The following is a 19,527-nucleotide window of genomic DNA, read 5'->3' on the forward strand; positions in this document are numbered from 1 at the left end:
CATGTTTGAAAAAATTGACCGAGTTCTTATTTGCAAGCTCAAATTTTATGGAGATGTTCTGTTAACAACGCCGGTCATTGCCAGCATTCGGGCTCGTTATCCACATGCCAAGATCGATCTGCTCCTTTATAAAGATACCAAAGCAATCTTAGCAGCCCACAAAGACATCAATGCATTTTATCTCATTGAGAAAAAACAGGGCCTGCTGGCAACAGCAAAAAATTATCTCTCAGTACGTCAACAACTGAAGAAAAATCACTATGATCTGATTGTTAACCTTACCGAGCAATGGCCAATTGGTGCACTTATCGCCTCTTTACGCCGTCCTTCAATTGCCTTCCTGCGCGAGAAAGATCATTGGAACCGACTTTTTACGCGAGTAACCCCCTCCATTGGGACACATATTGTTGAACAAAACCTATCGATTCTAAAAGGCATTGGTTTTAGCGAAGCAGAATTAAAGAAAGAGATGTCACTGAGTTATCGTCAGGACGATTATCAACATCTGGTATCCCTGTTACCCACGTTGCCTGCGCAGAAATATGTCGTTATTCAGCCCACTGCCAGGCAAGAGTTTAAATGCTGGGATGATGAGAAGTTCGCGCATGTTATAGACCACCTGCATCAGCGTGGTTTGCATGTTTATCTTACCTGTGGGCCAGCATTAAGTGAGCAGCAACAGGTTCAGCGCATTGCTGAACTGTGCCAATCTCCCCCCGACCTGACGCTGGCAGGTAAAACGACCTTCCTGCAACTGGCTGCGTTGATCGACCATGCTGTTTTGTACATTGGTGTCGATTCTGCACCGATGCATATGGCAGCAGCGCTAAAGACACCGCAAGTTTGCCTGTTTGGTGCCACCAATTTTCAACAATGGAAGCCGTGGTCTGATAAAGCCATTTTAATTTGGGCTGGCGAATACCATCCGATGCCTTCGCGGGATGAACTTGACCGGTCAAAAAAATATCTGACATGGATACCGGAACAGGCCGTGGTTGACGCTATCGATACGGTACTTCATGATAATGACAATGTTCAAGGTAATGAGAAAGCATAAATGGACAACAAAAATAACATTATTAATATCGCTTACTGTACAGATGCTAATTATCTGGAATATGTAGCAGTGTCCATTATGTCTGTCATAATGAATAACCCGGAACAGGACCTGTCATTTTTTGTCTTTGTTTATGATGTTACTGACGAAGAAATCAATAAACTGCGTTCTACTAGTGATAAAATTCAGGTTATCAGTATCGATAAAGAAGAGATTGAAAAGTATAATAATGACTTTGCAATCAAACATCTGAACCGTTCAATCTATATGAGGTTGGCCGTACCTCGCCTACTTAAAGATAAAGTAGAGTACTTTATCTATTTAGATGCAGATACTCTTTGCTTCGACAAAATTCATGATATTAATAGCATTGATATTAGCGAGGTAATTTGTGCTGCCAGTCATGACTCGTTAAATAACACTGATATCAAAAATGCCAACCGCTTAAAGCTTAATACTTCCTCTTATTTTAACTCCGGATTTCTTTATATTAACATAAAAAATTGGCTTAAAAATGATATTGAAAAAAAAGCCAATCAGATTCTATTTGATCGGGGAGAAAGCCTCCCCTACCCTGATCAAGATGCCTTGAATATTGCAATCGATGGCAATGTCAAATTCATTGATAATCGATGGAATTTTTTATTTAACTGGTTTAATGACCAACAAAAAGATATTTTCTTCTATCAAAAAGAGACACTGCCGCGAATTATTCATTTCACTGGCGGAAGAAAGCCCTGGTATAAAGAACATACAGGGCTTTCACAGCAACTCTATCTTTTCTACCATCATTTTACACCATGGCAGAACACAGAAATGCGCTCTTATGCTCCACGTATGAGGCCTACTGATTATAGGGTTTACTCGCGTCAGGAAGCCAAAAGGGGAAATTACCTCAGTTCTATCAAATGGTATCTGAAATATCTCAATACAAAACTGCGCTAAGTAAAAACTCCCTTACGGGAGTTTTTACTTATTTTGTAACTTTGCACGTAAATAGCCGATATAGCTAATTACTGAAGCACAATATTTTCCTTGCAGCCTTTCATGTCGTGATTTCTTCTTATATTGCTTTGGCGTTCTGGCTGGTAACAACGGAATATCAGCCCATGGTGAAACCTTCCACGCTTGTACAAAGTACTGCGCCGAAGGATAATTTGCCCAAGAGTTCCACGGTTTAGTCACGCCAACATAGTGGATTAGAATAGTATCAGGTTTTATGTAATCTTTATATTTTGTAACATCTTTGCTTTTTAACTCTTGTTTAATACCATAAATAGCATTAAACCTTCTTTCCAGAAAGATCACTTTCTTTAAGAAGAGAATATTCAAAACATCCTGATCTGGGAATGAAAGCTTATTGTTTTTATCCAATAAAATATCAAAAGCAGAATTGATGTAATTTTGTTTTTTCCACTTTTTAAGATTTGCATAAATTACACCAGAATTGAAATAATCTCTATTTTCCTCAATATCTCTGGCAGGGCTATCATCAACATCAGTGATTACCGCCGCAACATGATCCCTAAGATCAGTTTGCGTAAGTTCGAAAAGGGAACCCTTACATATTACATCCGCATCAATGTATAGCAGCGTATCAATTTCCTCACCAAGATACTCAAAGGCTATAAATCTGAAATACATTGCGTGCGACCACGCGTGGCCACTTGGTAATACTTTTAACCCATTAGCATCCATAACATAAATTGTGATGTTTGTAGAAAATTGCTCTGCTAATTTTGCAACCCGCTGCTTGTAATCATCATCAATGTAGTCGGTAAAAAGATGAAAATGGATATTTAAATCTTTATTATTCAACAGTACCGATGTCATCGAGATTGCGGCACCAAACATAAAATTTCTGTCAACACCCCAAGCGATGTTAAGTTGTGCTTGTTGTCCAGATGGTGCTTGATTAAAATCAAGGATATTTTTTATAGACTGATGACAATCAAAATTCATTCGCTACACCTATTTAATTTATTACCAACAAGTTATTTTTATACTCAATATGTTTTTGTATTGTGTAACTTATTTTTTATGTACATAACATGACTTAGCACAGAGCGGATATATTTCCGCTGCACTCTCTCATGCCGTGACTTTCGTTTATACAATTTTGCTGTATTTGCATTTAATAAGGATTTTTCCGCCCATGCGGATTTTTTATATGCGTCGATGAAAAATTTAGCCACTGGATATTTTGCCCATGTATGCCATGGTTTAGTGACACCGACATAATGTATTAAAACAGTATCATCTGTAATATAATTCTGGTAAATTTTATCGTTTTTATTTTTTAGTTCCTGATCTACACCATAAATGCAGTTAAAATCTCGTCTCAGGAAAACCACATTACCAACGAATAATATATTCAGAACATCCTGGTCAAAATAAAGCAGCTCTTTTTGGCGTTCATCTAAGATAGAAAATGCCTTTGTCAATAACTGCTGCTCACGCCAAACTTCAAGATTCGCAAACACCACTCCGGAGTTAAAGTATCCATTACTCAGTTCAGGAATACCGAGCCTGTTGCCGGATTTAGTACGTACTTCATCAACATCATTGATAACAGCAGCATATTCCCCACAGAAGTTAATCTCGGTAAGTTCTCGTAGAGAACCTTTGCAAATGACATCGGCATCAAGATACAGTACCGAACTTAACTCAGTACTTAAATATTCAAATGCGAAATAACGATAGTACATTGCATAAGTCCATGCTTTCGTACTCGGCAACTCACGAAATGCCGCGTTATCGAACACAAGGACAGTGACTGTCGTACTGTACATTTGCGTCAGGCGTTTTACGCTCTCCAGATAATCATCATCGATATAGTCTGTTGCTATATAAAAGTGAATATCAATATCAGGATTATTCACTAATACTGAGGTCATAGAAATGCCGGAACCAAACAAAAAATTACGATCGACACCATACGCAACACTTAATTTTTTACTCTTATCATGCGAGGAGCTGTCGATAACATGTTTTTGAATGATTAGCTTCTGGAAATCAATGTTCATAATAAAATGGCCTCAAACTTCATGTGTTATTTATAGCGCTTTTCTAATTGTTCTTTGTCTTATTTTTTGCGCTTTTGTGACAGCCTGTTCAAACAACCTGACTTCCTGACGAAAGATTTCACGTAGTGGCATCGAAAAATAGACACGTAAAAAACGATAGATATCTCTGGGCGTCAACCCGATCTCAAGTGAAGAGAAATAGAGTCCAATCAGATCCTTATCCCGCCAGCGACGTGGTACATGCTGGCGTATTTGTGCACGATGCAAATCAATTACGGAAAGTTTGATGTTCGCAACGTCTGCCGGCATCGGCTGCTGGAGCAGGAAATGGCAGATATAGCAATCCCGGTGATTTACCCCGCCCCGATGCATTTTACCCACCATTTCTGCCACGCGGGTAATAATTGTCCGTTTTAATACAAAATCAGGGCGCTCAACTTTCCACCTTGCACAAAAATCTTCAAGGCTTATGGCAGGAGAGAGATCTTCAGTGATGATAAATGAGGTTCGCTCTAAAGGATTCAGTCCTTTCTGCCCAAATGCAACACCGGTCATTGTGTCAACATTCAGTTCCTGTAAGCGATGAATTGCCAACCACTCACGGTCTGCGCCAAGTACAGGCATACGTAAAGAAATAAGGTTCTTAACCACTTCTTTAAGCGTGGTTCCATGATGATATTTAAGGAAATACCCTTTACCCATCATCTCAAAACGCAGGGTTCGCCGTGTTTCCAGAGCGCGAAAAACTTCACCATCCAACTTAGTGACTTCCGTAAACGGGTCTTTTCCTTGCCATTGCGTGGCAAATGGTTCTTTTAACTCAATCATTATCAAGACCTAAAATGATATCCGCAGCCTTATCTGCCAGGCTGTAGAGATCTTCTGTATCAGCAAAATGCCGCGCGTTCCTGACCCAATAACTTCTCTGCTCATTATTTTGCAGCGCATCGAAAAGTGCTGTATTCAGATTTTCCTGTTCAAAAGGTTCAGGAATCACCACCCCACACTGGGCGGCATTAATATAACCCGCATAGCCGCATACTTCAGTGGTTAATACTGGCAGCCCGGCAACTACAGCCTCCAACAAGACAATACCAGCAGCTTCCTGAACAGCCGGGTGAAGCAATAAATCGGCCGCAGACATCAATTCAGCGACATCATCCCGCCCCGAGAAGAACTGCACTTGTTCTTCAATACCCAATTGACGAGCCTGAGTGCGGTAACGATCGGCCTTATCCTGACCAACAACCATCAATCGCGTACGGTGACGTATAGCCTCAGGTAAAGAAGCCAACGCCTGCAATGTTCTTGGCACGCCTTTGCGTTTGAAATCAGAACCTACCTGCAGGAGTAGAAACTGATCGAGACCAATACCGTTTTTTTCTCTGACAATCTGCCTGCTGTTTTCAGGTTGCTGGCTGTACTTTCTGTCAGGGTATATTCCTGGTGGCAGAATACGAAAACGCTGGCTCTCAGTTTGGTAATGATGTTTGAAATCACCAATTTGTTTATCAGTTAACATCAATAGCGTGGTACCAGCACCTTGCTGAAATGCCGCTTTTTCAAAAGCGGAGTAATGCCGGTACCGACGCGTCAACTTGTAGAAAAAGCCTTTCTCACGGGCGACTTTCTCCGCGTAGCAAACGTCGGCGGCGTAATACACATCCAAGCCAGGCATTTTGTTAAACCCGACGACACGATCGACGGGATGCTGACGTAAATAATCCTGAACCCACTGATAATATTGCTCATTTTTCCCGTGATTGGTTCTGGATGAGACGGGGACAAGTATAATCTCCAGTTCATCCGGACGCTCGCCCTGCCATGACTGGGTAAACACCTGAACATGATGACCACGCGCAGCAACCGTAAGTGCTACCCGCAAGAAATCACGCTGTAGCCCACCATAGGGAAAATATTTGTACAAACAAAAAGCAATATTCATGCATCAATATCCGCATCGCGTCGCCAGACATACCGAGTCGGAAACATCAGAGTCGTGTAATCCAAGCCTGAACCATTAAAAGATTACCTCTCATGTTTTCGAAACGTCCCTGCCCGCTAGCTACCTGAAATTGTGTAGTAGTATATCATTTATTGCCACGCATTCCGAAATGAATATTTTTTGAACAAAAAACAAAATAATCTATTAAAAACATAAAGATATAAATTAAAATAGCTCACCAGAAAACCCACGCCGCACAAGACGTTAAGTCATGTAAATGCGGTCCTATGCATTTTTGAAATAACCACCTGTTAAAATAATGCTTCACCAATTCCATCGTTTTGAGACAACCTGGATAAAAATGATGGTAAAGCCATAGTTAAATACATAGAATCCCCAGCACATTCATAAGTCAGCTACCATTATGCTCGAATTGCTTTACACCGCCCTTTTCTACCTTATTCAGCCTTTGATCTGGATACGGCTTTGGGTGCGCGGACGTAAGGCTCCGGCCTACCGTAAACGCTGGGGTGAACGCTACGGCTTTTACCGCCGTCCGCTAAAGCCAGGCGGCATCATGCTTCATTCGGTATCTGTGGGTGAGACGCTGGCAGCGATCCCTTTGGTCCGCGCTCTGCGACATCGTTACCCTGACTTGCCAATCACGGTTACCACCATGACGCCAACTGGCTCAGAGCGTGTCCAGTCTGCGTTTGGTGCTGACGTTCAGCACGTCTATTTACCTTACGATTTACCTGACGCACTCAATCGTTTCCTGAATAAAGTTGACCCCAAGCTGGTGTTAATTATGGAAACTGAGCTATGGCCAAATCTCATTGCAGCACTGCACAAACGCCATATTCCTCTGGTTATCGCCAACGCCCGGCTTTCAGCTCGCTCGGCTGCTGGCTACGGGAAATTGGGTAAATTTGTTGGCAGATTGCTACGTCGCATTACGCTCATTGCTGCGCAAAATGAAGAAGATGGCGCGCGTTTTATTGCGCTTGGCGCCAGAAGCAATCAGGTCACCGTTACTGGTAGCCTGAAGTTTGATATTTCCGTCACGCCACAACTGGCTGCAAAAGCGGTTACATTGCGTCGGCAATGGGCGCCTCACCGCCCGGTATGGATCGCAACAAGCACCCACGACGGTGAAGAAAGCATTATCATTGCCGCCCATCAGGCGTTATTAAACCAGTTCCCTAATCTATTACTGATTCTGGTACCCAGACATCCTGAACGATTCCCGGATGCCATCAACCTCGTACGCCAGGCTGGACTAAGCTATACGACACGCTCTTCGGGCGAAGTTCCGTCATCAGGTACTCAGGTCGTGATTGGCGACACCATGGGCGAGCTGATGTTGTTGTACGGTATTGCCGATCTTGCTTTTGTCGGCGGTTCACTGGTCGAACGTGGTGGGCACAACCCACTTGAAGCGGCAGCGCATGCCATTCCGGTACTGATGGGGCCACATACGTTTAATTTTAAAGATATTTGCGCCCGCCTTGAACAGGCAAGCGGACTGATCACGGTCACCGACGCAAGCACGCTGGCGAAAGAAGTCTCTTCTTTACTGACCGATGCAGATTATCGTAATTTTTATGGCCGTCACGCAGTTGAAGTTCTGTATCAAAATCAGGGCGCGCTTCAGCGTCTGCTGCAGCTGCTGGAACCTTATCTGCCACCCAAAACGCATTGAGGCAAGCCATGCAAAAACGGGCGATTTATCCAGGAACCTTTGATCCCATAACTAACGGCCATCTTGATATCGTGACGCGTGCGACCAGCATGTTCGATCACGTAATCCTGGCAATTGCCGCAAGTCCCAGTAAAAAACCGATGTTTACCCTTGAAGAGCGCGTTGAGCTGGCACAACAGGCAACGGCGCATCTCGGCAATGTGGAAGTTCTGGGCTTCAGCGATCTGATGGCAAACTTTGCCCGCGATAATCAGGCTAACATTCTGATCCGTGGCCTACGTGCGGTGGCTGATTTTGAGTATGAAATGCAGCTGGCCCATATGAACCGTCATCTCATGCCGCAACTGGAAAGCGTCTTTCTGATGCCGTCTAAAGAGTGGTCATTTATCTCATCGTCACTGGTGAAAGAAGTCGCCCGCCACCAGGGTGATGTGACGCACTTTCTGCCAGAAAACGTCCATCAGGCGTTAATGAGTAAGTTGAAGTAATGTGCCTGGCCGGATGAGCGTCCGGCCGATAGGGTGTTATTTCTGACAGCACCTGCAGTAGAACGTTGTGCGCTGGGCGTGTTTTGTCGCAATGACTGGCGCGCCGCATACGCGACAGGGTTCGCCTTCTCTCCCATAGACCTGCAGCTCCTGAGCAAAATAGCCCGGCTTACCGTCACTTTGCAGAAAATCCTTCAGCGTCGTCCCGCCCTGCTCGATAGAACGCAGCAAAACCGCCTTGATAACGCGCACCAGCAGTTCACACTCATCCTGCGACAGCGATGACGCCAGACGGTCAGGATGGATACCCGCCGCAAACAGCGACTCGCTGGCATAGATGTTTCCCACCCCCACCACCAGCTTGTTATCCATCAGCCAGGGTTTAATCGCGGTTTTCTTCTTCGCACATTTCTGCTGCAGGTAACCGGCATTGAAATCGTCGCTCAGCGGCTCGGGGCCAAGATGGGCGAAGACATTATGCCCATCCAGTTCTTTAGTCCACAGCCAGGCACCAAAACGACGCGGATCAGTATAACGCAGGACTTTGCCGTTACTCATCACCAAGTCGACGTGGTCATGCTTTTCTGCCGGAAGCTCTTCAGGAAGGATACGCAAACTACCCGACATCCCCAGATGAATGATTACCCAGCCATCCGACAGCTCCAGAAGCAGGTATTTCGCACGCCGCTGTACGCTCAGAACAGGCTTATCACTCAGACGATAGATTTCCTCTGATACCGGCCAACGCAAACGACCGTTACGCACAGTCGCGTGCATAATCGTTGCTCCCACCAGATGCGGCTCAATCCCGCGACGACTGGTTTCGACTTCAGGTAATTCAGGCATAGTATCTCCGGCGGTGTATCAGGTCTCATTAATATGGGGACGGCCAGAAAACAAAAAACCCCGCCGAGGCGAGGTTTTTTGCTACATCGAAACTAAAATTATTTGATTTTAGCTTCTTTGTACAGTACGTGCTGGCGTACAACTGGATCGAATTTTTTCAGTTCCAGTTTTTCCGGCTTAGTACGTTTGTTCTTCGTGGTGGTGTAGAAGTGACCTGTACCAGCAGAAGAAACCAGCTTGATTTTCTCGCGAATACCTTTAGCCATGATTTATTTCCTCTTTAAGTACTTAGTACTTTTCGCCACGGGCACGCAGTTCAGACAGAACTGTATCGATGCCTTTCTTATCGATTACACGCATACCTTTAGCAGATACGCGCAGGGTGACAAAACGCTTCTCGCTCTCAACCCAGAAACGGTGAGAGTGCAGGTTCGGCAGGAAACGGCGTTTAGTCGCGTTCAGTGCGTGGGAACGGTTGTTACCGGTCACCGGACGCTTGCCAGTAACTTGGCAGACTCGGGACATGTCTATTCTCCAAAAATCAAATTAGCTCGAGCTTCGTATGGGGTATCGGCGCCTCGTCAGGCTTTACAGCCCGGTCATCGCATAGTTCTAAGTGAACTCTCGATTGCCAGGCCCAAATGCCAAACCCGAGATTCTCAAAGGTGGCGTAGTATACGCTGACCCGGCGTTATGCTCAAGTCCCGAACAGACAAAGATCCCGATGGATCGCGTAAAGTGCATTAAATCCAACCCCGTTCCGCAAAAGAAACGCACTCTCCGCGCCCAATGACCAGATGATCAAGCACCCGGATATCCATGAACTGACAGCATTTCACAACACGCTCGGTGATGAGTTTATCTGCTTTGCTCGGCTCTGCACACCCTGAAGGGTGATTATGCGCAAGGATCACTGCGGAAGCATTCATTTTTATCGCTTCGCGGACAATTTCTCGCGGATGTACCTCGACGTGGCTAATCGTACCGGAAAAAAGTTTACTGTGTTTAATCACGCGATGTTGAGAATCCATAAAGATCACAAAAAAGATCTCGCGTTCCTCTTGTGAGAGCTGACTTTGCAGAAATTCACGCGCCATTTCCGGGCTAAGTATTGCGCGCTCCTCAATCACCCGTACGTTGTAGTAACGCCTCGCCAGCTCCGCTATTCCCTTCAACTGTGCATACTTCGCGATACCGATGCCCTGAACATAGCTGAAATCCATGTAATCAGCAGACAACAGGCCATACAGCGAATCAAAATGCTGAAGCATCTCTTTCGCCAGCGTAAGCACATCTTTACCCAGCATCCCGGTGCGTAAAAAAAGAGCCAGTAGCTCAACGTCGCTCAGCGAGCTAGCGCCCTGCGCCAACAGCTTTTCCCGAGGCATTATACGTCCTGTATTTTCCATGCTTTTCCCCTCATTTCGCATCCGCATAGTGGCATAACGCCAGCGGAGAATCGACGCGCTGTTATCACTTCTTCGTAGCGCCTCGCAAACTGGATCGCGGGCAAAAGCACGACACATTGCGGATTGTGATAAAATATCCGCCTTCTGGTGAAACCCAACAGGAAAGATCATGATGAGCCTGGCCGGTAAAAAAATCGTACTTGGCGTCAGTGGCGGTATTGCTGCGTACAAAACCCCTGAGCTGGTGCGTCGTTTACGGGAACGCGGCGCTGACGTCCGCGTGGCGATGACCGAAGCGGCAAAAGCGTTTATTACTCCTCTGAGCTTACAGGCAGTTTCGGGTTATCCCGTTTCCGACAGCCTGCTTGACCCCGCAGCCGAAGCTGCGATGGGCCACATTGAGCTGGGGAAATGGGCCGATTTGGTTATCCTGGCCCCTGCGACGGCAGACCTGATTGCCCGCGTTGCCGCCGGTATGGCCAACGATCTGGTGTCTACGATTTGTCTGGCAACTCCAGCGCCTGTTGCCGTGCTGCCGGCCATGAACCAGCAGATGTACCGCGCTGCCGCTACCCAGCACAATCTGGGCGTTCTTGCCTCACGCGGTTTGCTCATTTGGGGCCCTGACAGCGGTAGCCAGGCATGTGGCGATGTCGGTCCTGGACGTATGCTGGATCCATTAACGATTGTGGATATGGCGGCAGAACATTTTTCACCTGTCAAAGATCTGCAACATCTCAACATCATGATTACAGCGGGTCCGACGCGTGAACCGCTTGATCCCGTAAGGTATATTTCCAACCACAGTTCCGGGAAGATGGGATTTGCTATCGCAGCCGCTGCAGCAAAACGCGGGGCAAACGTCACGCTGGTATCAGGTCCGGTTTCGTTAACCACACCGCAATTTGTCCAGCGCGTTGATGTAATGACCGCGCTGGAAATGGAAGCCGCCGTGCAATCTGCGGTACAACAACAGCATATTTTTATCGGCTGCGCCGCAGTCGCTGATTACCGCGCTGAAACTGTCGCCCACGAAAAAATCAAAAAGCAGGCGACGCAGGGTGATGAATTAACAGTAAAAATGGTCAAAAATCCGGACATCATCGCCGGTGTTGCCGCACTGGATGCTAACCGACCTTTTGTCGTTGGGTTTGCCGCCGAAACAAATAATGTGGAAGAATATGCCCGGCAAAAACGCATCCGCAAAAACCTTGATGTGATCTGTGCGAACGACGTTTCGCTGTCAACTCAAGGGTTTAACAGCGACAGCAACGCATTACACCTTTTTTGGCAGGATGGAGATAAAGTCTTACCGCTTGAGCGCAAAGAACTCCTGGGCCAATTATTACTCGACGAGATCGTGACCCGTTATGATGAAAAAAATCGACGTTAAGATTCTGGACCCGCGCGTAGGGCAACAATTTCCGCTCCCGACGTACGCCACTTCTGGTTCTGCCGGACTTGACCTGCGTGCTTGTCTTGATGACGCCGTAGAACTGGCGCCGGGCGCAACAACGCTGGTGCCTACCGGGTTAGCCATCCATATCGCCGATCCTTCTCTGGCGGCGGTGATGCTCCCGCGCTCCGGGTTGGGCCATAAGCACGGTATCGTACTGGGCAATCTGGTCGGTTTGATTGATTCCGACTACCAGGGCCAACTGATGGTATCCATCTGGAACCGTGGTCAGGACAGCTTCACGATTGAACCGGGCGAACGCATCGCGCAGATGGTATTTGTACCGGTCGTACAGGCTGAATTTAATCTGGTGGAAGAGTTTGAAGCCACCGATCGTGGCGAAGGTGGCTTCGGCCATTCCGGGCGCAAGTAACCCGCAGAAAAGTATCCCACAGCGTAATAACGCAATAACATACCGCAAACAACCGTTTGCGGTCGCTGTGTGGATGCCTGCCTGGCAAGAGCTTATTTTCAGGGGTATTTTGTAACATGGTAGAAAAGCAAACTGCGAAAAGGAATCGTCGCGAAGAAATACTTCAGTCTCTGGCGCTGATGCTTGAGTCCAGCGATGGTAGCCAACGCATCACCACAGCAAAGCTGGCAGCCTCAGTTGGCGTATCCGAAGCGGCATTGTATCGCCATTTTCCCAGCAAGACTCGCATGTTCGATAGCCTGATTGAGTTTATCGAAGACAGTCTGATTACGCGTATCAATCTGATTCTGAAAGATGAAAAGGATACTAACGCGCGCTTGCGTCTAATCGTCCTGCTGATTTTAGGGTTCGGTGAACGTAATCCCGGCCTGACGCGCATTCTGACCGGACACGCGTTGATGTTCGAGCAAGACCGTCTGCAAGGCCGCATTAACCAGCTGTTTGAGCGAATTGAGTCGCAGCTACGCCAGGTTCTGCGAGAAAAAAGAATGCGTGAAGGTGAAGGCTACACCGTGGATGAAACGCTGCTGGCCAGCCAGTTACTGGCTTTCTGCGAAGGTATGCTGTCTCGGTTTGTACGTAGCGAATTTAAATATCGTCCAACGGATGATTTCGACACCCGCTGGCCGTTAGTTGCCGCTCAATTGCAGTAACACAGTTGCCCGGTAAGCTTAACGCTACCGGGCGATGACTTACACCCCAAACTCTTCGCGATACGCCCGGACTGCGGCCAGGTGCTCTGCCATTTCAGGTTTTTCTTCCAGATAGGCAATTAGATCTTTCAGGGTAATGATAGAAATCACCTTGCACCCATAATCGCGTTCCACTTCCTGAATCGCTGAAATCTCGCCGCGACCGCGTTCCTGACGATCGAGAGAAATCAGTACCCCTGCCAACGTCGCACCATTTGCCTGGATTATCTCCATGGATTCACGAATCGCAGTACCGGCAGTGATCACGTCATCCACCAGCATCACGCGCCCCTCAAGTGCGCTACCAACCAGATTGCCACCTTCACCGTGGGTCTTCGCCTCTTTACGGTTAAAGCAGTACGGCAAATCTTTATCGTGGTGTTCAGCCAGCGCAACGGCCGTTGTAGTGGCAATCGGAATACCTTTGTACGCTGGGCCAAACAGCAAATCGAACTCAATACCGGAATCCACCAGCGCTTCGGCATAAAAACGGCCTAACAGAGCCAGATCGCGCCCGGTATTAAACAGTCCGGCATTGAAGAAATAGGGGCTTTTACGCCCGGATTTCAGCGTAAACTCGCCAAACTTTAGTACCTGCTTGCTAAGCGCAAACTCAATAAACTGGCGCTGATACGGTTTCATGGATTCGCTCCTCATCTCACTTTATTACAGACAAAAAAAAGGCGACTCATCAGTCGCCTTTAAAATCAATTTTCTAACGCCGCCTTCTGCGTCGCTACAATGGATTCGATTCCCCCTCGGGCCAACGCCAGTAGGGTGAGAAGTTCTTCATGGCTGAATGGCTCACCTTCCGCCGTGCCTTGTACTTCAATAATACGACCGTCTTCAGTCATCACCACATTCATGTCGGTTTCTGCGGCAGAGTCTTCAACGTACTCGAGGTCACAGAGCGCTTCACCGTTAACAATACCCACGGAAACCGCCGCGACCATCCCTTTCATCGGGTTAGTTTTCAGCTTACCGCTCGCCACTAGCTTGTTCAGCGCATCAGCCAACGCAACGCATGCACCGGTAATTGATGCGGTGCGCGTACCGCCATCTGCCTGAATAACATCGCAATCCAGCGTAATAGTGAATTCGCCGAGCGTTTTCAGATCAACGGCGGCGCGCAGCGCGCGGGCGATAAGACGCTGGATTTCCATGGTACGACCGCCCTGCTTACCTTTCGCCGCTTCACGGGCGTTACGGGTGTGTGTGGCGCGTGGCAGCATGCCATATTCTGCGGTGATCCAACCCTGGCCCTGACCTTTCAGAAAACGCGGTACGCCTTCATCAATAGAAGCGGTACATAGCACTTTGGTATCACCAAATTCGACCAGCACGGAGCCTTCAGCGTGTTTTGTATAATTACGGGTCAGGGTGACGGGACGCACCTGATTGGCACTACGACCTGCTGGACGCATGATAAAATCTCCGGCTTGAAACGAATGTGGCTGCGCATTATACGGACTTCCGACTGTTATTCCTATCCTGACAAGACGTGGATGGCTATAATCCTCCCATCTCATCTTTAAAAACAGGAACGTCTATGATCCGCAGCATGACCGCTTACGCCCGGCGTGAAATCAAGGGTGAATGGGGTAGCGCTACCTGGGAAATGCGCTCGGTAAACCAGCGTTATCTGGAAACTTATTTTCGCCTGCCGGAGCAGTTCCGTAGTCTTGAACCCGTTGTTCGCGAGCGTATTCGCACGCGTCTGACGCGCGGTAAAGTCGAATGTACGCTGCGTTTTGAGCCTGATGCCAGTGCACAAGGCGAGCTGATTCTGAATGAAAAACTCGCTAAACAGCTCGTTAGCGCTGCTAACTGGGTCAAAATGCAGAGTGATGAAGGTGAAATTAACCCGGTTGATATCCTGCGTTGGCCAGGTGTAATGGCAGCCCAGGAGCAAGATCTGGACGCCATTGCCGCCGAAATCCTCGCCGCGCTTGACGGTACGCTGGATGACTTTATCGTTGCGCGTGAAACCGAAGGTCAGGCACTGAAGGCGTTGATTGAGCAGCGTCTGGAAGGCGTCAGCGCCGAAGTAACGAAGGTACGTGCGCATATGCCGGAAATCCTGCAATGGCAGCGCGAGCGTCTGGTAGCCAAACTGGAAGATGCTCAGGTGCAGCTGGAAAATAACCGCCTTGAGCAAGAACTGGTGCTGATGGCACAGCGTATCGACGTGGCTGAAGAACTGGATCGCCTGGAAGCTCACGTCAAAGAAACCTACAACATTCTGAAGAAAAAAGAGGCGGTTGGCCGTCGTCTGGACTTCATGATGCAGGAATTCAACCGTGAGTCGAATACTCTGGCATCGAAGTCTATCAATGCCGAAGTGACTAACTCCGCAATTGAACTGAAGGTATTGATCGAGCAAATGCGCGAGCAAATTCAGAATATCGAGTAATTTTGAATATCATCCCTATGCTATCGTAACGTACTAGATAGCCTGCTCAATGCAGGCTATCCGTACCGCCAGTAAGTGCTGACTTATATAAAATTGAATACTTATTTATCTGGCATATATTTGTCGTTATAAATACTCTTCAGAATATCAATCCGAACAGCATTACTGCTGTTCATATTCACGACTGTCAGTACTTCATCGGATCCCCTGAGACGCCAGCATTCTGCCTCAACATCACATTTTACCTGTTTTTCATAGCCCGCCATTGAGAGATATTTACTAATCCTCCCCGTATCCCTGGTATCATGGAACGTAACACTCCATACATCAGCCTTAGGACCAGAAATGTTCGTATAATTAAAGTCATACACTTGGGATATTCTCGGCATTTTTTTTAAAACTTGAGGAGTGTAATAATCATATTTGGCTTTATCAAACTCTGTATATTGTGCGTTACCTGCAAGTCTCATTTTAATATTAGGCCAGAAATAAGAGCTGCATATAGCTATTATCATCAGCACTATTATGACTGCCTGTTTCATATGTTTCCCTTTTTTACCAGTTAACGACCGTTCCATCTCTTGAAACTATTTTAACGTTACCAGAACTAAAGTCGCTGTAAGGTATCACTGTTCTCATGAATGAGGGTAAAACACCTTTTACAGGAAGAGCTAAAGCTGATTTCATCGGATCGGGAAATAATATCGGTTGGAATGAGGTGTTTTTAAAAGAGCCGATTGGACCATAATAATCCCAACGCCTGAGGGCTTCCTCTTTGCTGACGGGCTGCAATAGCGGGAATGGGTTACTATATGAGACTACGCGGTAGAACCCCAGCAAATCGGATACTAAATCCTCACCACTGAAACCGCTGTCGGTGTAAAGATAAAAGGGGAAATTTGACTGTAAACCTTCAAAACGATGAGCAAGCGCCATCATCATGGAAAGTGCTATACTATATCGTTCAAATAAACTTCGCCCTTTTCTAATTCTCCATCTGATGAACTTCCCAATTGTGAGCCCTCCTCTTCCCATACTTTGAGTGTATTTTACATCGTAATAATCCTTTCCTGAATGCTCGCCTTGGTGCATATCCGAGAGTAACTTTCTGACATCATCTCCTCGAGCATGTCCCATATCTATCCACCCCAAAACTTCGGTGTAGATTATCCCACTTCTTAAATGTCCAGCCTCTCTGCCATCCTGAATTTCCTCTCTTACGCTCATGTCTATCACTCCGACTGACTAAATGCTGAAGATTTTGCTGTATATGTGTCTACACGCATAGAAGCGATAGCTGAGGGGGGCATTTTTCAGAATAGAGGCCGCTGAATATCAGAGTTTACTTAGGATGACTTCTCTAATGGCTTCTGGAGTGTCAACTTGTCCAATGGTCGGGGGGATAGTTTTGTTGAAATATCATACGTGGCTCGCCAGTAAACGGCGGCGCTACGTGCTTTTCCGATGGGCATGTTTATAACCTCTCACTACGCATTATATTTTCTCATCACTTATCACCATAACTAATATCGTTATGCGCACAACATATGGCATTTTCTTCAAACAAGCATTAGCTGTAGTTATTAGAATCACTTCACCTTAGAAAATCTCAATCGTGACAGTGCGCACAAATCGTTAAGCTTAGCCCCCAGCAAATCAGGGGGAATACATGCTGTTACACGTTTTATACTTAATTGGTATTACTGCCGAAGCCATGACCGGTGCGCTTGCGGCTGGGCGTCGTCGTATGGATACATTTGGCGTCATTATCATTGCCACCGCGACAGCCATTGGCGGTGGTTCAGTACGCGATATTCTTCTCGGCCATTATCCGCTCGGCTGGGTAAAGCACCCTGAATACGTCATTATCGTGGCGACCGCTGCGGTACTCACGACCATTATTGCTCCCGTCATGCCCTACCTGCGTAAAATATTCCTCGTACTGGATGCGCTGGGCCTGGTAGTGTTTTCTATCATTGGCGCTCAGGTGGCGCTGGATATGGGCCATGGACCGATTATCGCCGTGGTCGCTGCGGTCACGACCGGGGTTTTCGGCGGCGTATTACGTGATATGTTCTGTAAACGCATCCCACTGGTGTTCCAGAAAGAACTGTATGCCGGCGTATCATTTGCCGCTGCCGTGCTGTACATCGTGCTGCAGCATTATGTCTCCAGCCACGATGTGGTGGTTATCTCCACCCTACTTTTCGGCTTTACCGCCCGACTACTGGCGCTGCGCCTGAAGTTAGGTCTGCCTGTATTTTACTATCGCCATGAAGGCCATTAAGGCATAAAGCCCGCGATCCGCTGAGCAGCTAACCAGTTGCTCAGCGCTGTGACCTCTCGATCCTCCAGCCACTGGATCACCTGCCGAGCCCGCCGCTCCCCCATAAAAGGAAGCTGCCGCCAGCTTTGTTCACTACGCACGTGTAACTGCGACCATGAACCATCCCGACTGGCATTCAGCGTAGCCTGTGTTATCGGTATTCCCATAGCAATCAGCCAGCGCGTGAACGGAAGATCGCGCGACAAGTTGAACTGATGCCATAACTTCTTCCCTTTGCTTACACCAAATGTGGACTGTAGTTGTTCCTGAGTTAGCCCAAGCCAGGAAAAGATATGCTCAAAACGATATGCCTGATTGAGCTCCCGCCATCCCGCCTCGCCGATACCTTCCAGCCCCAATACCTCTTTGGTACCCAGCCAGACCAGCCTGGCAACAAACTGCTCATAACACTCCGGGGTAGCATAAAAACAGGTTAATGAATTAAAGCGACCCTCAGGTGGAGCTGGTTTAGTACGCTGAGTACTCCGCCAGACGACTTCGTCTATACGGGGGATCCCCTGCCCGGCAAGGCTTATCAGAATCTGATCGCCAGGCGCAATATCCCATTCATTCCAGCGTCGGACAGAGCCAATATTGACGCGCTGCACTCGTTTATCATCCAACATGACGGGGGCCAGCGATGCCACCACCGCAATTTTCCCGCTTTTGCCAACAGAGAACTCAATACCCATCACCTCAGACACCCTGGCCACGGGAGGATATTTCCACGCTGCCAGCCAGTCTCCCTGTCCGGGTAGCCAGTATCGCGCCTGCGGCTCTTTTCCCGTTCGCACAACTACGCCATCCGTCACAAAAGGTAATGCTGAAGTCCACCAACTGGCGCGTGCCTGCTCGACATCATCTGCACTCTTCACGGCCCTGGTAAAATGTTGCGTGAAACTGAACCCGGCAGCAGTGAGTTGTTCCAGTCTTTCAGACATGACCGCAGGACCATCGGGCCAGGCCCAGATAAAAATAGCCAGCGAGCCTAATAATTCCGGATTGCTCTGGCGCATCATCAATCCAGCAACCTTCGAGCGGGCGTTCATTCCCCCTCTCTGCTGTTGGATATGTCCTTCCTGCTGCAAAAATATCTCACCCTGCAACGTACTGTTAGCGAGATTCCCCTTGGTGACATGGGGTACGGAAGGGATCAGAAGAACCTTTTGCGTCCAGTCTTCACCTTTCAGGCCGTTACCTCGACTAATCGCCCGGACCAAATTGCCATTACGATAGACTAACGTCACTGCCACGCCATCCACCTTCGGTTGCACCCAGAGATCGCTGCGCGCGTGCATCCATTGCTGTAGAGCTTGCTTATCGGCAAGTTTTCGAACTCCCGTGTGGGGAACGGGGTGCGATACTGTGCCACCCATTGGTGGCGCAGACAGATCTGGTGGAACTTCATCACCAAAACAGCGCTGCCATTGAATTAGTTGCGCATTGAGCTGGTCATAAACGCCGTCATCTACGGCACTTTCACCCTGTTTCCAGTAACTGTCATTCCACTGTGTTATCTGCTGCTGTAGCCGTGAAATTTCCTCATTTGCCCGGGCAGGCGACCAGACGGGGCAAACCGCCCATACAGGTAAATTCCAGACCAGTAGAACCAGCCCTATGCATTTGCATAATCCCATACTACCTCCGCTGAACACTGCAATTCCAGGCAGATATAGCGCGAAATAATAGGGAAACAGAGTGGCAAAAAAGCATCCTGCGAGCACCGTTCCTGAC

General features: G+C 47.5%; 22 protein-coding genes. 9 read left to right on the forward strand and 13 right to left on the reverse strand.

The window, feature by feature from the left end; all coding sequences use genetic code 11:
* Position 1: 1 nt before the first annotated feature.
* Entirely contained in the window at positions 2 to 1,057 is a 1,056-nt protein-coding gene (gene rfaQ / locus ACU8YC_RS17560) for a lipopolysaccharide core heptosyltransferase RfaQ (RefSeq protein WP_210904130.1), read from the forward strand.
* Positions 1,058 to 2,002, forward strand: a complete 945-nt coding sequence (locus ACU8YC_RS17565; RefSeq protein WP_210904128.1) for a glycosyltransferase family 8 protein — start codon at positions 1,058 to 1,060, stop codon at positions 2,000 to 2,002.
* A gap of 24 nt (positions 2,003 to 2,026) precedes the next feature.
* On the opposite strand, the gene ACU8YC_RS17570 is transcribed toward ACU8YC_RS17565, so the two are convergent.
* Genes ACU8YC_RS17570 through ACU8YC_RS17585 form a run of 4 tightly spaced genes read right to left on the reverse strand, consistent with a single transcriptional unit; the run spans position 2,027 to position 6,028 of the window.
* Complete coding sequence (locus ACU8YC_RS17570; RefSeq protein ID WP_210904126.1) at positions 2,027 to 3,019, reverse strand: glycosyltransferase family 8 protein; 993 nt, start codon at positions 3,017 to 3,019, stop codon at positions 2,027 to 2,029.
* A 44-nt stretch (positions 3,020 to 3,063) separates the two neighbouring features.
* The gene (locus ACU8YC_RS17575) at positions 3,064 to 4,083 is read right to left on the reverse strand and encodes a glycosyltransferase family 8 protein (protein ID WP_446895596.1); all 1,020 of its coding nucleotides are present in this window, start codon (positions 4,081 to 4,083) and stop codon (positions 3,064 to 3,066) included.
* Between the two features lie 30 nt (positions 4,084 to 4,113).
* A complete protein-coding gene (rfaP, locus tag ACU8YC_RS17580; protein ID WP_151217019.1) occupies positions 4,114 to 4,911 on the reverse strand; it encodes a lipopolysaccharide core heptose(I) kinase RfaP in 798 nt (265 codons plus the stop codon).
* A complete protein-coding gene (locus ACU8YC_RS17585; protein WP_151217020.1) occupies positions 4,904 to 6,028 on the reverse strand; it encodes a glycosyltransferase family 4 protein in 1,125 nt (374 codons plus the stop codon). The genes rfaP and ACU8YC_RS17585 overlap by 8 nt, the downstream gene beginning before the upstream one ends.
* Before the next feature lie 424 nt (positions 6,029 to 6,452).
* Here ACU8YC_RS17585 and waaA point away from each other — a divergent pair, with 424 nt between their 5' ends.
* Both waaA and coaD read left to right on the forward strand, forming a co-directional pair.
* Positions 6,453 to 7,730: a lipid IV(A) 3-deoxy-D-manno-octulosonic acid transferase gene (gene waaA, locus ACU8YC_RS17590; protein ID WP_187253873.1), complete on the forward strand. Its 1,278-nt coding sequence runs from the start codon at positions 6,453 to 6,455 to the stop codon at positions 7,728 to 7,730.
* Positions 7,731 to 7,738: 8 nt separating this feature from the next.
* Positions 7,739 to 8,218 (forward strand): pantetheine-phosphate adenylyltransferase, encoded by a 480-nt coding sequence (gene coaD, locus ACU8YC_RS17595; RefSeq protein ID WP_003024099.1) that lies wholly within the window; start codon positions 7,739 to 7,741, stop codon positions 8,216 to 8,218.
* A 36-nt stretch (positions 8,219 to 8,254) separates the two neighbouring features.
* Here coaD and mutM read toward each other — a convergent pair whose 3' ends face one another.
* From mutM to radC, 4 genes are all read right to left on the reverse strand, one after another.
* Entirely contained in the window at positions 8,255 to 9,064 is an 810-nt protein-coding gene (mutM, locus tag ACU8YC_RS17600; RefSeq protein ID WP_414438304.1) for a bifunctional DNA-formamidopyrimidine glycosylase/DNA-(apurinic or apyrimidinic site) lyase, read from the reverse strand.
* A 98-nt stretch (positions 9,065 to 9,162) separates the two neighbouring features.
* On the reverse strand, positions 9,163 to 9,330 hold the full coding sequence (gene rpmG, locus ACU8YC_RS17605; protein WP_003024094.1) for a 50S ribosomal protein L33: 168 nt from the start codon (positions 9,328 to 9,330) through the stop codon (positions 9,163 to 9,165).
* A gap of 22 nt (positions 9,331 to 9,352) precedes the next feature.
* Complete coding sequence (gene rpmB, locus ACU8YC_RS17610) at positions 9,353 to 9,589, reverse strand: 50S ribosomal protein L28 (RefSeq protein WP_002436699.1); 237 nt, start codon at positions 9,587 to 9,589, stop codon at positions 9,353 to 9,355.
* 218 nt (positions 9,590 to 9,807) lie between these two features.
* The gene (gene radC, locus ACU8YC_RS17615; protein ID WP_151217024.1) at positions 9,808 to 10,473 is read right to left on the reverse strand and encodes a RadC family protein; all 666 of its coding nucleotides are present in this window, start codon (positions 10,471 to 10,473) and stop codon (positions 9,808 to 9,810) included.
* 172 nt (positions 10,474 to 10,645) lie between these two features.
* On the opposite strand from radC, the gene coaBC reads away from it, so the two are divergent.
* The 3 genes from coaBC (at position 10,646) to slmA (ending at position 13,015) form a co-directional block, all read left to right on the forward strand.
* Entirely contained in the window at positions 10,646 to 11,866 is a 1,221-nt protein-coding gene (gene coaBC / locus ACU8YC_RS17620; protein ID WP_187253950.1) for a bifunctional phosphopantothenoylcysteine decarboxylase/phosphopantothenate--cysteine ligase CoaBC, read from the forward strand.
* A complete protein-coding gene (gene dut / locus ACU8YC_RS17625) occupies positions 11,844 to 12,302 on the forward strand; it encodes a dUTP diphosphatase (RefSeq protein WP_006687626.1) in 459 nt (152 codons plus the stop codon). The genes coaBC and dut overlap by 23 nt, the downstream gene beginning before the upstream one ends.
* Positions 12,303 to 12,418: 116 nt before the next feature.
* Positions 12,419 to 13,015: a nucleoid occlusion factor SlmA gene (gene slmA, locus ACU8YC_RS17630; RefSeq protein ID WP_005122608.1), complete on the forward strand. Its 597-nt coding sequence runs from the start codon at positions 12,419 to 12,421 to the stop codon at positions 13,013 to 13,015.
* A gap of 39 nt (positions 13,016 to 13,054) precedes the next feature.
* On the opposite strand, the gene pyrE is transcribed toward slmA, so the two are convergent.
* Both pyrE and rph read right to left on the reverse strand, forming a co-directional pair.
* On the reverse strand, positions 13,055 to 13,696 hold the full coding sequence (pyrE, locus tag ACU8YC_RS17635) for an orotate phosphoribosyltransferase (protein ID WP_061066836.1): 642 nt from the start codon (positions 13,694 to 13,696) through the stop codon (positions 13,055 to 13,057).
* A 65-nt stretch (positions 13,697 to 13,761) separates the two neighbouring features.
* Positions 13,762 to 14,478 carry a ribonuclease PH gene (gene rph, locus ACU8YC_RS17640; RefSeq protein ID WP_003024054.1) on the reverse strand — a complete coding sequence of 239 codons (717 nt, stop codon included), beginning with the start codon at positions 14,476 to 14,478 and terminating at the stop codon, positions 13,762 to 13,764.
* Positions 14,479 to 14,603: 125 nt separating this feature from the next.
* Between rph and ACU8YC_RS17645 the strand changes: the two genes are divergently transcribed.
* Entirely contained in the window at positions 14,604 to 15,467 is an 864-nt protein-coding gene (locus ACU8YC_RS17645; protein ID WP_003024052.1) for a YicC/YloC family endoribonuclease, read from the forward strand.
* 101 nt (positions 15,468 to 15,568) lie between these two features.
* On the opposite strand, the gene ACU8YC_RS17650 is transcribed toward ACU8YC_RS17645, so the two are convergent.
* Together ACU8YC_RS17650 and ACU8YC_RS17655 are read right to left on the reverse strand one after the other, a co-directional pair.
* Positions 15,569 to 16,009, reverse strand: a complete 441-nt coding sequence (locus ACU8YC_RS17650; protein ID WP_048213724.1) for a hypothetical protein — start codon at positions 16,007 to 16,009, stop codon at positions 15,569 to 15,571.
* 13 nt (positions 16,010 to 16,022) lie between these two features.
* A complete protein-coding gene (locus ACU8YC_RS17655; protein WP_151224008.1) occupies positions 16,023 to 16,694 on the reverse strand; it encodes a hypothetical protein in 672 nt (223 codons plus the stop codon).
* Between the two features lie 442 nt (positions 16,695 to 17,136).
* On the opposite strand from ACU8YC_RS17655, the gene ACU8YC_RS17660 reads away from it, so the two are divergent.
* The gene (locus ACU8YC_RS17660) at positions 17,137 to 17,754 is read left to right on the forward strand and encodes a trimeric intracellular cation channel family protein (protein ID WP_003024049.1); all 618 of its coding nucleotides are present in this window, start codon (positions 17,137 to 17,139) and stop codon (positions 17,752 to 17,754) included.
* On the opposite strand, the gene ligB is transcribed toward ACU8YC_RS17660, so the two are convergent.
* A complete protein-coding gene (gene ligB, locus ACU8YC_RS17665) occupies positions 17,751 to 19,430 on the reverse strand; it encodes an NAD-dependent DNA ligase LigB (protein WP_446895597.1) in 1,680 nt (559 codons plus the stop codon). The genes ACU8YC_RS17660 and ligB overlap by 4 nt on opposite strands.
* Positions 19,431 to 19,527 lie beyond the last annotated feature (97 nt).

It is taken from the genome of Citrobacter sp. VF227, assembly GCF_052950715.1.